General features: G+C 59.3%; 11 protein-coding genes and 2 pseudogenes. 7 read left to right on the plus strand and 6 right to left on the minus strand.

Going from position 1 to position 13,676, the window contains the following annotated elements; all coding sequences use genetic code 11:
- Window positions 1–660 precede the first annotated feature (660 nt).
- Complete coding sequence (locus tag CXY75_RS00515) at window positions 661–1,272, minus strand: copper resistance CopC family protein (protein WP_104080936.1); 612 nt, start codon at window positions 1,270–1,272, stop codon at window positions 661–663.
- A gap of 202 nt (window positions 1,273–1,474) precedes the next feature.
- A complete protein-coding gene (locus tag CXY75_RS00520) occupies window positions 1,475–3,082 on the minus strand; it encodes a multicopper oxidase family protein (protein WP_104080937.1) in 1,608 nt (535 codons plus the stop codon).
- A gap of 889 nt (window positions 3,083–3,971) precedes the next feature.
- Between CXY75_RS00520 and CXY75_RS00530 the strand changes: the two genes are divergently transcribed.
- Window positions 3,972–4,304 (plus strand): hypothetical protein, encoded by a 333-nt coding sequence (locus tag CXY75_RS00530; RefSeq protein ID WP_158251072.1) that lies wholly within the window; start codon window positions 3,972–3,974, stop codon window positions 4,302–4,304.
- A 424-nt stretch (window positions 4,305–4,728) separates the two neighbouring features.
- Window positions 4,729–5,190: a hypothetical protein gene (locus CXY75_RS00535; RefSeq protein ID WP_104080940.1), complete on the plus strand. Its 462-nt coding sequence runs from the start codon at window positions 4,729–4,731 to the stop codon at window positions 5,188–5,190.
- Between the two features lie 586 nt (window positions 5,191–5,776).
- On the opposite strand, the gene CXY75_RS00540 is transcribed toward CXY75_RS00535, so the two are convergent.
- Window positions 5,777–6,397: a DJ-1/PfpI family protein gene (locus CXY75_RS00540; protein WP_104080941.1), complete on the minus strand. Its 621-nt coding sequence runs from the start codon at window positions 6,395–6,397 to the stop codon at window positions 5,777–5,779.
- 660 nt (window positions 6,398–7,057) lie between these two features.
- Between CXY75_RS00540 and CXY75_RS00545 the strand changes: the two genes are divergently transcribed.
- Window positions 7,058–8,836 carry a PAS domain-containing sensor histidine kinase gene (locus CXY75_RS00545; protein WP_199182310.1) on the plus strand — a complete coding sequence of 593 codons (1,779 nt, stop codon included), beginning with the start codon at window positions 7,058–7,060 and terminating at the stop codon, window positions 8,834–8,836.
- Between the two features lie 12 nt (window positions 8,837–8,848).
- Here CXY75_RS00545 and CXY75_RS00550 read toward each other — a convergent pair.
- Window positions 8,849–9,013, minus strand: a pseudogene (locus CXY75_RS00550) (helix-turn-helix domain-containing protein); the annotation flags it as partial.
- Window positions 9,014–9,306: 293 nt separating this feature from the next.
- Between CXY75_RS00550 and CXY75_RS00555 the strand changes: the two are divergent.
- Window positions 9,307–10,179, plus strand: a complete 873-nt coding sequence (locus CXY75_RS00555) for a hypothetical protein (protein WP_104080943.1) — start codon at window positions 9,307–9,309, stop codon at window positions 10,177–10,179.
- A gap of 80 nt (window positions 10,180–10,259) precedes the next feature.
- Here CXY75_RS00555 and CXY75_RS00560 read toward each other — a convergent pair whose 3' ends face one another.
- Window positions 10,260–10,517 (minus strand): hypothetical protein, encoded by a 258-nt coding sequence (locus CXY75_RS00560; protein ID WP_146069296.1) that lies wholly within the window; start codon window positions 10,515–10,517, stop codon window positions 10,260–10,262.
- 127 nt (window positions 10,518–10,644) lie between these two features.
- Here CXY75_RS00560 and CXY75_RS00565 point away from each other — a divergent pair, with 127 nt between their 5' ends.
- The 3 genes from CXY75_RS00565 to CXY75_RS00575 all read left to right on the plus strand — a co-directional run bounded on the left by CXY75_RS00565 (window position 10,645) and on the right by CXY75_RS00575 (window position 12,930).
- Entirely contained in the window at window positions 10,645–10,947 is a 303-nt protein-coding gene (locus CXY75_RS00565; protein WP_104080945.1) for a hypothetical protein, read from the plus strand.
- 489 nt (window positions 10,948–11,436) lie between these two features.
- Entirely contained in the window at window positions 11,437–12,210 is a 774-nt protein-coding gene (locus tag CXY75_RS00570) for a hypothetical protein (RefSeq protein ID WP_104080946.1), read from the plus strand.
- Between the two features lie 135 nt (window positions 12,211–12,345).
- Complete coding sequence (locus CXY75_RS00575; protein ID WP_104080947.1) at window positions 12,346–12,930, plus strand: recombinase family protein; 585 nt, start codon at window positions 12,346–12,348, stop codon at window positions 12,928–12,930.
- A 111-nt stretch (window positions 12,931–13,041) separates the two neighbouring features.
- Here CXY75_RS00575 and CXY75_RS19610 read toward each other — a convergent pair.
- A pseudogene (locus tag CXY75_RS19610) lies at window positions 13,042–13,676 on the minus strand (hypothetical protein); the annotation flags it as partial.

The raw sequence follows: 13,676 nt of genomic DNA on the forward strand, positions 1-13,676 counted from the left end.
GGCAATTGCGCGACCTGATTGCGGTGGGCAAGGCCAAGCCATCCTGGATCGTGTCGCACGAGATCCCGCTCAGCCAAGCCGCGGACGCTTACAAGAACTTTGGCGACCGCAACAACGGGTGGACCAAAGTCATCCTCAAGCCCGAGTAGGCCAACACCTCACCGATCCGTTTGATTCAGACCTTTTGGTGCAAATCACGGCACACGCGGCAGGGAGAACCAGACCGCAAAGTTCCCCTGCCGCGCGCCAGGGCACGCGTTTAAATACCTTTTTTTGTATTTTCAGTTGGGTCGTTGCTGACGTCTCGCCCAGTGGTGTGTTTCATTGCCGCTTCCGTATCCGTGTGGAATCGTGTGGAAATTATTGACTACTGGGTGGTGAACAGACGACGCCCGGGGGCTGTGTCAAGTTTCTTGGACTCTGACTGCTCATCCTGTCAGGCTGCGAGAGCCTCGACAGCTTGAGCGTAATGGGCGACACGGTGGGCCTCCAAGGGCACAAGGTTGTTCACAGTGGAGTGCAGTCGATTCCCGCTGTAGTACGTCTCGACGTAGTCGACGACCGCGGTTCCGCCTCCGTCCCTGTGACGGGGCGTAGGGACTCCGAACCGGTCCACTAGTCGCCGCACGATGCGTGCTCCAACGCGACCGGACCGATTCCTCAGGCGCCGCGTCGACTGTGTCGCATGAGGAGGGTCATTGCTAAGCCGACCACAACGATGAAAGCTCCGCCGAGAAGCAGCCCGACGACGAGGCCTGACGGACCGCTCGGTGAGGGCGTCGTCGGGTTCACGTCCGCGGCCATGTCTGGCGGCGTACCGGCACCGCAGTTGAGAGGTTGGGGTTGCCCCTCGGCTTTGACCGCGGTCGCGGTCGGTGCGTAATCGAATGTGTACGTGTCAGAAACAGGATGTCCATCAGCTGACGCGACTTGCCACCGCACGAGATACTCACCTGCAGTGCCAAGTTCAACGGGGGCGGAAATCACAGTTCCGGAAAGTTCTGTGCACCCCGCGTCATAGTAACGATCGTCGGGGCCGATCACCTGGATAACGAAAGCGGTGCCAGCACCGCCCAAATTGATGATTGGATCGCCGAACGTGAGGCTGATGCTGTCGAGTTCGGTGACCGTCGCTCCCTCCGCCGGGGAACTCTCGTTGACGGCATCATGGGCTAGGGCAGCGGATGCTTGACTGCCGATCGTGAGGGCAATCACGAAAGCCGCTGCCGCGAACGCGGGGCCTGCCGGGCGGTATCTGCGCGAAATAGTCATGCCCTGGTGCTCTTTCGACCGAATGCCGCGAACGCGCCGAGTCCAGTGCCAATTGCGGGCAGGACCAGCGCAGCAAGACCCGGACCGAGAGCAACCTCGGCGTCAGATCCTGATGCGCTGGTCACGAGCGATTTGGCCGCAGTGGAATCCGCGCTCGCACCACGGTAGCCAACCTTCCGCCTCTGCCCGACTTCCAGCCCAGTCAAGCTAGTCCAGTGTCCCATTGTGCGGGGGCCGCTGTTATCGGATTGTTCGTGATGGTATCGACTGCGTCCTCGGGTCCAACCCGATATTGAACCATCATGTCGTGATCTTCGTGCACAGTGTTGTGACAGTGAATCATGTACCGGCCACGATGTGGCCCGAACTTCATCAGGAGCTTCACGTTTTCATTCTCGCCGACGTAGACAACGTCCTTCGGACCCTTCTCATATGCGAACGGGGCCCGACCGTTCCGGCTGAGAATCTGAAAGTCGATCAGGTGTAGGTGCATGGGGTGAAACCAGCCGCCAGCGTTGTTGGCAAATTCCCACACCTCTACCGAGTTCAGTTCTGGACTCGCCAACACCTCACGGAAGTTGCTGGCAACGACTTGCTCCCACGTGCTGCCGTTCACGGTCCACAAACCGTTATTGCGGTTGACCCGGAAGGAGCGCTGGACCGTCGCTGCGGAAGGCTTTAGCGACATGACCTCGCAGGGGGCCAGCTGCACGGGAATCGTATTCCAGGTGGGATCGCTCGTGTTCACAGTGTCCGGAACGACGTCGAAAGCCATAATCGAATTCGTGAACTCGTAGTCAACGTTGTTTTTGTTAGACAGATTGCGCAGCTCGATCCGCTGGCCCGGCGTGTATTTACGGAAATCGATCAGGATCTCATAGCGTTCCGCCGGGGCATGGCGCCAGCTCGCCACGGACTGGGACACCGGCATCAGCCCGCCATCGGTGGCGACCATCGTCACGGGATCGCCCGTGCTGAGGGTCGGACGCAGTGATCGGGAAAGGCAAGCGTTCAGGACGCGGAACCGGTACACGCGCTTCTTGACCTTCATGACCGGCCACGGCCTGCCGTTGACCAAAATCACATCACCCCAAAGCCCGGAGTGGTCATTACTGTCATAACCAAGTGATCCGTCGACTGCAAACATGGCGTCATTGATAGTCAGGGCTACGTCGAATTCTCCCTGGGGAAGAAGCGTCCGTTCCAGCGGATCATGCATGTGGTACTGCGCGACTAGGCCGGAGTAGACGTTGAGCGCGGTGTTATGCACCGCGTGATCGTGGTACCACACGGAGCGGGCCGCTTGAAAATTCGGGTACAAGTAATCCTTGCGAAATCCCGGATTCGTAATGTCGTTTGCATAGCCGTCATATTGCGGCAGCGAGGCCGATCCGTGCAGGTGTGTGGACGTGAAGAGCGGGTGGCCGTCGAGCGGGTGCTTGGCGGGTAACTGATTACGCACCCGCACCACAGCCTTCGTCCCCTGATCGACGCTGATAGTGGGGCCAGGGAAAATACCGTTATACCCAAGAATTGGCGTCTTCAGTCGGGGAAGAATAGCAGCGCTGGCCGCCACCTCCGCGACAGTGTAATACTGCACGGGCGCCCCATCAACGGGATCAATACCCGATCGATCAGGTCGCAAAATGGGCGCCTGAACGAACGGTGTTTGATACGGTCGGGGCAACTCGCTCGGATCAAGAGCACTCGCGGCTCCTGCTTCCGCCTTCCGCAGGGGAAGTGTCAACAAACCCACTCCCACCGCTCCTGCACCACCTAATAACAAAACCTGTCGCCGAGAAATAGCCATATTGTGAATCTCCCTCACTGTNCGCCGGGAGAGAATCGGGCACTGTGCACGTCTTCTAGAACCAGCGCAACAGCTACATCCTGAAATTCGAATACCAGGGTGGCCCCGATGGTTGTGTCCTGCACGGTGGCCGGCCTAACCGGGGACGACCATAGCTCCTTGAGGATCGTCAGGCCCGAACCTTCGATCGAGTACTGCGCCGCGACAAATTTCAGGCCCTGAGGCTCCAGCATCGTCACCTTAGCTACCACCCTCACCCGGTGGATTACTGGGGAATCTTTCCACGCAACTCCGGTGCAGACTCGGTCGACATCCAACCGTGACCCACCAATGAGTTCACGCCGATAATGCGCGCCACGCCCCGTCATTAATGACCATAGATACTCCCAGCGGCGTGCGGAGCTCCGTCCTGCTGGTGGAAAGAACAATGACCGCTGCGACTCCGAGCAGCAAGAGAAGAAACGAACTTATCGCCACCAACCGGCCCCGGCGCTATCAACGCCGACCGAGAAGAGAACCAGTATTGCCAACAGTTTCAAGTGGTCAATGCAACGATTGCATAACATTGCGACCGTATCGCCCAGGGTTCTAGAATTTGTTACATAGTTTGTCAGATGGTCTGCGTGGTGCAAAAGATCAGCGCGCAAGCCAAAGCGACGTGAATTAATCATGTTCCGCGGATGCTAAAACCGTGGCTTCTTGGTCGCAGTGGTCCTTGACGTTATCTCGACAGCTATGTGACCGATTTCTTGTCTATCAATTGTCTTGACATGTCGCATTGAGATCACATAAATTTTAAGCGCTGCCCTGGACCTTGTCAGTGGATTCACTCACCACGTCTAGGGAGTCCCTTGTCTACAGTTACTACTCGATCGTTCCGGCCCGCATCGTGACCGACGCCGAGACGGAGCCGCGTTCTCCGGAAAGCAGTATCGGCGGTCATCTGCTACTCGAACGAGTGGCCGCAGGTGACGCACTCGCCTTCGGCTCCTTATATGACGCCTTCGTCGCCGACACCTACGCAATCTGCCTGAATAAGTGTGCAAACCCGTCATCGGCCGACAAAGCCATGGCAAAAACATGGATCTTCATATGGAGTCACGCCGCCGCACTCAACGAACAGGCGGGTTCAACGAAATTCATCGTGCTGTCCACTGCCTGGACTGTCACCTCGCAGTGCGGCAAAAACTTCGCCCACCTGAATACCCTTGAGACTTGTTAGGCCGTTCGTCTTTCAGGCTAGGGCGCCGCGGTGGCAGTGCTGTGATGAATACGGTTCAAAGTTGGTTCAGAAGCCAGGTTCGGGAGGGTCGACCGCTGAAATCGGTCGGAAGGCAGCCCCGACCTCGGAGTTGATTCGAGGCTGGGTTATGACGAATCGGGCGCCGATCGACGGCGCGTTCTGGCGCCAACCGTGGGGTACCGTCCTGGCGTCCTGCGTACTTATGTTTCACGGGCACATCCTTTGCGATGGCGACAGTGCGGGCTCTGTGACACTGCTTCGACACTCAGCGAGCTCCACGTGCACACCACGGCATCGCCGCGAAAAGCTTCGGGGGGTTTTTTCTGAATTTTCATGACATTTGTGGACGAGGAAACGTCTCATTGGTGACTGCCTTACACACACCGACGATTCTGAGGAGCACATGCCGCAACGCAATACTCTCGTTCGAAGTCTGGATGACGTCGGGTCGGCCGCCTGGTTCGGTGGTTTGCTGATGGGTGCGGTCGAGCTGAATGGTGCGGCTGCAACCGTGAAGGGCTCGAAGAAACGTATTGCTGTGGCTACGACGGGGTTGGAAGCATTGGGCTCACGTGCGGATGGCAGCATTTGTCGCAGTCAGTATCGGCGGTGCGGTGTTGATTTGGGTGACACGGCCGGTCTTGCTTGCCAGCCGGAAGAGCGCGTGAATACCACGGTGAAACTCATTCCCCTCGTTGCCATTGGATATTCCGTCTATGCGGGGTTTTTCGGCGGCCAGATGGCCGCGTACGCGGGCGAGAGTGCCCCAGGCATTACCGAACCGTCCTCAATTCGCCAGCGGAACTGGCGTCCACGCAGGCGCAGCAGCGTGTGTTGCAGTTGGTCACTGCAGCGTTCCCCCTGATCTTGCTGATCCTGGCAGCCCAGCAGAGGGGGCCGAGCGTCCGGTTGCAGGCCGGATGAAGCTCACCACGAAAAGCTGACCGCTTCGCTCCGTTCCGGCCGCGTTCCGCGCGCAGGCCCCACCTTCCAAATGAAAAAGAGCTGTAATGACAAGTACTACTCGCAACATTGACGAATTGGTCGAGGTGTGGCCGGTCCGCATCACTAGCAACGAAGGGGCTTCAGTGTCGTATCCCCAACAGGCACCGTGCGCAGCCGACGATCTTGAAGTCCGCAATCTGTCCGATCACGAGTGGCGTGTGGGCGATCGGCGTTGCCACGAGAGGTCGCCAGCGAAGGTTCTTGGTTACATTGAGAAATGTGCTTCGAATTTTGAAGTCCTCAACCTAAAAGACCCACGACAAGTTTTCATATTCGATCATTTCGAAGCCGCGGTCGCCTCGTTTGCATCCGCCGTTTCGTTATAGTTCGGGGTCTCTGCCGCACTGCTTACCGTTGTCATCATCGTCGCCATGACAGTTGGGCGGATTCAACCGGTCGTCGCGACGATGGGTTGAATCCGCCAACCCTCTGCGGGACGGCTGCCCTCAGAGCAATCCGTTTGCCGCAGCGAAGGGATCCCAGTGCGGGTCCGTGTGAATCTCGAGCTCAGCACCGCCGGCCACCGCCGCAGCAGTCTCTGGTCCGAAGAGATGCGCAACCAATGCGGCGGTCATGTCAATTCCTGCCGCAACGCCTGAAGACGTCCATCGGCTGCGGTCCTCTACCCACCGTGCTTGAGTGACCCCTTCGACGGACGAATCATGCGACGTCGCCCATCCGGACGCACGTTTATTAGTCGTCGCTCGAAACCCGTCGAGCGGCCCCTCCGCGGCGAGCACAGCAGCCTCGGTGCACACCGAGGTCACCAGTCTTGCTTCGCTCGCCCACGCTGCCAGCCACTCGAGGAATCCTGTGTCGTTGACGAGCGAGCGAGTACCTCGCCCTCCTGGAACAAGAACAATGTCCGGAAGTTGCGCGTCACGATATCCAACGGTCGCCCTGACCTCGGCCCCCTGACTGCTCCTCACAAACCCCTGAAAGCGGCCGACCAATTCGACAGAAAACGCCTGCGGCAGCATGCCAAGTAGGCCCAACGGGCCAAAGACATCGAGTAGCTCGAACCCGTTGAAATGGTCAATCGAGACGCGCCGGTGAGATTCGTCCATGCCACCTAAACAGCTCGAGCGGTTGGCCGTATCTGGGTTTGTCACGGGGTAGAGCGTCACCCGGTCGCTCGCGATAGCTTCCGCAGACTCAGCGCTGCGTTGAAAACTGCGGTAAGAGCGATGAGGACGAGAACGCCCCCGCGCAAAAAAGGTCTGCATGGACGAAGTCTGTGCGAGTACAAACGTCCCAAGCCCGTGATCAACTCAGCCACTAAGCGCCGCGCCGCTGGCAAGGATTAGGGAGGATTCCTTCGGATCATTACCGACAGCCATATTTGCAACGCCCGTCGACGCATACAAGGCGGACAAACTGCGGCGAGTCGCACGCGATCTCGGAATGCCCCGGGCAACCTTTTACCGAAGCCACGACACTCATAGCTAACCGACCGTTTCCCGTGCGTGAGGTTGCAGCGTCGTCGACCGATGCGACGCCGGGTGATCTGGACCAACCGATAAATATCAACCAAGCGTGGACCCCGCCCGGTCGCCGATTCCTCGAACTAGGAGCATGGGCGACTCGCCATGTAACATCTGTGAGCAATTTTCGATTCAGGTCATGCTTTCCCGTGTTTTGGTGCGTCCTCCAGGCGTGCTCATTCGCGGAGGAAATGTCACGTCTGTTCGTTTACCTTGCTATACAAGGTAGGGAGTGCATGCAGGATGACTCAACTCGGAGGAACGGATGACGCTTTGTCGCGCAAGGTGAAAGACCCGGAGGCATCAACCCGGACGAACAACATGGATTCGGACACTCAGAAGGACGTGGCCGATAAAAAGTTAATGGAACAGGCCATGAGCTTGCAAGATGCCATCTTCAACAGCGCTCACTTCGCCAGTGTTGCCACGGACCTCGAGGGCGTTATTCAGGTTTTCAATGTGGGCGCGCAGCGCCTGCTTGGCTACACGGCCAAGGACGTGGTGGACAAAGTCATGCCGGGAGACATGCACGATCCGGAAGAACTCATCGCTCGCGCGGCGGAGTTGAGTGCGGAATTCGGTCGCGAGATTCGACCCGGCTTTGAAGCCATGGTGTACAAAGCAAGTCGGGGAATCGAAGATATTTACGAGTTAATGAGCATCCGCAAGGACGGAAGCCGCTTTCCATCGACAGTTTCGGTGACGGCTCTTCGAAACATCGACGAAGAAATTATCGGCTATTTGCTGATCAACACGGATGATACGGCGCGCAATGAGGCAGCGGCCACCCAGTCGGCGCTCGACCAACGACTGCGTGACCAACAGTTTTACACTCGCTCGCTCATCGAATCCAACATTGACGCCCTCATGATGACCGACACCAATGGAATTATCTCCGACGTCAACCAGCAGATGATCGAGCTGACGGGGCGAACGCGAGACGAGCTTATTGGCGCCCCGTGCCGCAATTTCTTCACCGATCCCGGCCGGGCAGACAATGCCATTAAACGCGCACTGTCGGAAAAAAGAGTCGACGATTACGAACTCACCGTGCGGGCCCGCGACGGTGCCGAAACCGAAGTGTCGTACAACGCCGCCACTTTTTACGATCGAGAGCGGGTCGTTCAGGGCGTTTTCGCTTCGGCCCGCAACGTCACGGAACGCAAACGCATCGAGCGCGCTCTCCAGAAAACAATTAATGATTCGGAACAAGCTAATCGCTTGAAGACCGAATTTCTCGCCACGATGTCCCACGAACTTCGCACCCCGCTAAACGCCATTATTGGCTTTTCCGAAGCGCTTAAAGACGGACACGTCGGGAATCTGACCGAGTCGCAACGTGAGTACATCGGCGATATCTACTCCAGTGGACACCACCTCCTCGACCTCATCAACGACATGCTCGATCTCTCCAAGGTCGAAGCGGGCATGATGGACATCGAACGGGAACCCGTCGATGTGCACTCCCTGCTAGATGCGAGCTTATCGATCGTTCGCGAGGAGGCTGTGGCTCATAATCTCACCCTCGTGTTCGACAGCACAGACAGCTTGGGGACTCCACTGCTCGACCGGCGTAAGACTAAGCAGATCGTGTACAACCTGCTCTCCAACGCGGTGAAATTCACCCCCGACCACGGGACGGTCAGGCTGTCGGCGAAGCGAGTCGCCCGACCGAGGGTCGGCAAGATCGCCGGTACACGGCCGGTGCATGATTTTCCCCTGCCTCAAAGTGATGTCGACCAATTTTTGGAAATTCGCGTCGACGACTCGGGCATTGGGATCTCCGCCGAAAACATGTCGAAACTTTTTCTCGCTTTCAGTCAGATCGACAGCACCCTGGGGAGAAAATTCGAGGGAACTGGCCTTGGGCTGGCCACGGTGAAGCAGATGGTGGAGCTTCAAGGCGGCACCGTCGCCGTCGCTAGCGATGAGGGTGCGGGATCCAGTTTCGCCGTGTGGCTCCCCCTTGGCCAGACTGACAGTGAAGCTCCGGCATGGTCTGACCCGAGCTCGAAAATCTAGCAAGTCTCTGACAGGCACCTGTAGGGCATCCGCAATTAGAGCAACCGCATCCAAACTGGCATCGTTGCCCGCTTCCACCCGTTGGATCGTTCGCCCCGCGACCCCGCTCTCCGCTGCTAAACGCTCCTGAGCCCATCCGCGGGCCCGACGAAGTTCACCGATGCGTGTCTTGTTCATGCACCCTACCTAGGAGACAACCCGGCCGCCACGTCACGACACCACCACGACAATCCGAGGACAGCGTCAGACATGGTGGAAGGAACACGATCAAGTTCGAGGCAGCCCGTATGCGTGCCCGTAAGCCGAATGTCTTACGGGACGCTGCGATAGCGCGCTCCCGTCTAACGATGCGTACAGCTTGTACGCCGATCTCGGGTTCTCCGCTTTGTACGCCCGAGAGACGTCGATGAGCGCATCATCAGCCCCGGCGTGTAGCCGAGAGATGAATATCTACCCAGTACGGTGGAATTGTGACCGAAGAGAACCTGGCGCCCGGCGAAAGTGGCGACCCCGTCGTCGTACCTGCTCCCCAGGAGCTGCGTCAACGAGGTGAGTTCATGGCGTTCCTGACATTCCGGCCGTTCGATGGCGGAGAACTGCAGCGCATCGCAAGCTTCGCCGACACTGAGGACTACGCACGAGTAGAGGTTCTCAGTGAGCTGCGGACCGCTCTCGGCCAAGTGCAGACGATGGCACCGGATTCACCCGCGGTGCGGACATTCATCAAGGCCGCGAGCCATATGCACGACCTCCGCCAAGCGCGCGGGGCGCTGGAATCCGCCAACGCTACGGATGACACCTCCGTGGCCGGGCAACTTCGTGTGTATGCGGTCGTCGCGTACGGGCGCACCTTCGGTTCCAACGCTCGGCCGGACCTGGCGACCTTCGTCAAGCTATCGCCGCAGGATTCCGAACTGACCGCCCGCCTGAAAGTCGTTCGAAACAGGTACGGTGCGCACTCAGAGAACGACATGACCACAACGACTCCGCTCCTCGACTTGCAGAGGGAGGTGGGTGGCAACATCAGTATCCAGCAGGTCACAGGCATTACCGTCGATTCACCGATGCCTCACGCCTTCGTCGCCGAGTTTGCCGAGATGCTCAGCCGTATCATCGAGCAGCTCACTGCTGCCCTCCAGTCGTTGAAGAGCGCGGTGCGAGAGGATCTAACTCGGGAGGAGGTCGCCGCTGTATTTGATGACCCGCAGCCGCTCCAGTTCGTTACTGTGCCTGTCGCAGAGTGGGAGCCGAATGCGCGCCGCCCTGCGTACCCGGCGTCGAGGTTCTCCCCTGTGCACATGGACACGGGCCAGGAAACTTTGAACGCGAGCATCACGCGGTAGTCAAGGCGCAGACCGTCGCAGGGAAGATATAGGCAGCCTTAGAGCTTTTCGTCCCAGAGACCAACGTTTAGCGCACACCTTCAGGCTCTGTCGAAGTGCAGCCTGAGCTTTGCTCCTGCTTCCTCTTCCACGTAGTCGACTGCAGTCAACTGGTCGAGCGCCGACTCGATGTCCTCGAGCAGCACTGAGCCCGGCCCCCAGGCGTTTGGCGAAGGCTCGATCGTCAACAAATCGGCCCTGTCACACACGCTGCCGCTGATTGCCTGAAGCTTGTGCCATAAGCCCACAGCCGCAAGTGAAAGGTCGATGTCGTTGTCGACTGTCGTCTCATTGAACATGAAGCTCATTCTCGTCGAGCGGGCCACATAACGCAGCCCATCATTCGTTGCCGCGCATCATGGCCAGACCCAATTTGAGCGGTCGCTCCTGCGAAGTCGACCATTGTCTGACGAGTAGAGTGCTCGCATGAAGCACCTTCACTATGCCGGGCAGGTCATCGCCATCTCCGATGCGCTTGCCGAATCACTTGAAACGCTGGTGGTCGCCCATCTCGACGATGGAAAGAGCATCTTCCTGCCCATAGCGGGATATCAGGACGAACGAGATAGCGTGATGTCGCTGCTTTTCGGTCCCGGAATACCGGTCATGATCGGTGAACCTTGGATTCAGGACCATCGTCTTCCCGCATCGCATGACGAGGACTCCCTGAAGTTCTTTGACGACCTTCTTCGATTCGTCGAATCGGAACAGATGGAACGACCCGACTGATCTGCCGCGCTTGCCTTACGTAGTAGCGCCCGCAATTCGGACGGTGAGCGCGACAGATCTGGGGCTAAATCACCCGGCGGCCGAGTTCGCCGAAGGTGTGTCGCAGAGGAACGACCACCGGTCCGTATCTGAGAAGAGTATCGGGCGTCTTCGTAACAGTTGCACCCTAGAGACAAGCCTTGAGCCCCCCTCATCTGCGTTGTCCCCGGGATTACGGCGCGAGCGGCTGCTGCCGGCAAGGTGTACTGCCTCATGTAGACGAGGACAGTTCTGGCCGATCCTCGTCGAGCCCCCGGACTCGACACGATCGGGCACTGCGGATAGTCAGACCAGCGGGCTGATCCCGGACTTCCGACTATCCAGAGTGCCCCTTCCTGGAGGAGGAGGAGGAGGAGGAGGAGTTACTCAGCCGCACCGTGATGCTAGCGCTTATCAAGGGCATCTGTTAGGCGGTGGCGCTGAGGTCGTCGCCGCCTGAGAGGATAGGTTGTGACCGAAAGCTACCTCGAAGACGGGCCGTTCAAAGGGCTCCGCAGACCTACCCCTCAGTTCACCCCGCCGTACGCCGATCTCGCCTTCGACCGATCTAAGTTCGAATTCTTCTGGGGGATGGCGACTTTCGCGTTCGAGCTCCCTGATCCAGAATCGTTCCCGCCCTTCACCATCACGATCTCCGACGAGGACCTCCGAACCTCCCACAGGTTCGTCGAATCTTGCCGTGAGCTCGCCGGCTACGAGACAATCTCCGCCGAATTCGCTGTCAGCATCTCCTTCGAGAGTGGAGTGGTTAGTCATACAAGCACACAGCTGTCCCGGGAACAGATGCGAGGGACAGCGGTGCTGTTCCGGCAGTTGCACGGTACGGACAAGGGTTCGTACAACACAGTCCACTCGATCTTGTCACGGCTCACCCATCAGCTAGATGACGGGTGGAGACCACAGCGGATGGTGATTTTGAATGCGTGGCGGAGCGCGTACGGTGCGCTGCAGCAACGCACCGTCGACGAGATCGTTCAAGACAAGATGTACCAGCACGCCGGCGCGTTCCGAGGTGGGAAGAACAACACCCCCACTGACTTACTGGCATCGCATTTCAACGGTGACCTCATTCACTGGGGCGACCGGCGAGACGAACACGAGAGTCACGACGCCGTCGATCGAGACCTACGCCAGTTGGAATTCCTTCGATCGTTGGGAGGTCTGGCCCATTTTTACTTCGGGTTCTCCCTAATGCTCACCCACGGGCTATTGATCGAACCGTAGACGGGACGCCCACCGGGACACCCGCTCGGACGAAGAGCGTCGAGGGTGATTCGCACGGTTCCGCGGGTGGCCGATTCCCGTAGACCCCGCCCGAGAAAATGCCCGGTGAAGGGGGGATAAACGGTACACTCCAGCATGACCGGAATGCTTATCGGCTACGCACGCGTATCCACTAACGATCAAGACCTCACCGCCCAAAAGAATGCTCTCGCCGCCCTCGGCGTCTCACTCCACAAGACGTTCACCGATCAAGGCCTCACCGGAACGAACCGGGCGCGTCCGGGTCTTCGCGAAGCGTTGGCCGCATGCCGAGCCGGCGACACCCTCGTCGTGACCAAGCTCGACCGGCTGGCACGCTCACTTCGCGACGCGAAAGACATCGTCGACGACCTCACCCTGCGTGAAGTGAAGCTCAGCATCGGCGGTTCCGTTCACGACCCAACCGACCCGGTCGGCAGGCTCCTCTTCAATGTGCTCGCGATGGTCGCTGAATTCGAGGCCGACCTGATCCGAGCACGTACTCGCGAGGGGATGCAGGTTGCCAAAGCGGCTGGCCGGCTGCGCGGCAAGCAACCCAAACTGTCGCCGGCGCAGGAGAAACACCTGGTCGAGGTCTACCAGCGCGGCGAACACACGACCGTGCAGATCGCTGAACTCTTCAGCGTCGCCAGATCCACGGTCTACCGGGCCATCCAGCGGGCCGGGGACACCGCAACTTAAACGTGCGTCGTGCAGACGAGTACGGAAATTGCAGCGAGTTCTCCAGCGCCCTTTCTGCAGCGCCGCTTCCGACCAGAGGATCATGCTCGTCCGGAACCGATCTTTCGATCTCTACCGCTCGCGGTCGTCGTCGCGGGTGCGCGATTGCGTGGGTTGCGGCGTCGTCTGATCGTCGCGGGTATTCTGTCGACCCGTGACGTTCAGCCCAGCCTTACGTTGTGCGTCTTGCTGTGCCTGGGCTTTGGCCCGGTTCGCCTCTCGCATGACGTCGAGCGCCGTGCGGGGCTTGGTTATCTGCGGGGCGGCGGGGTTCACCGTCCGCGCCGTGGCGACGTCACGCGCTTTCTGCGCGGCCGTGGCAGCCTCTGCTGCCGCACGTTGCCGGTCGTCATCCGTCGCGGTCGGCCGCGTGCTGAGAGCCTGCGACTTATGCAGTTCCGTCACGCGGGCGGCGAGGTCCGCGCCGACGGCGCGCTCCCGAAACGCCACCGGGATCGCCTGAGTCTGGGCCGGGTCGACCTTATACCGGTCGCGGAACACATCAACCTCGGCGGCGAGCTTCACCCATGCGTCACGGCGAGTACTCTCCGCCGGGACGTCGCCCAGCTGCGCCGCCCAAACGGGCTGCTCGGCAGCGACACCCGCGCCCCGCTCCTCGAGACGGATCGCCAAATACTCATACCGTTCGGCGAGATGCTCCCGCCACGCCGGGTCGGTCCCTGCAGCGTCCAGGGCACTACGATCAG

Source organism: Cryobacterium sp. Y11, from assembly GCF_002929535.1.
In the GTDB taxonomy this organism is placed as follows: Bacteria; Actinomycetota; Actinomycetes; order Actinomycetales; family Microbacteriaceae; genus Cryobacterium.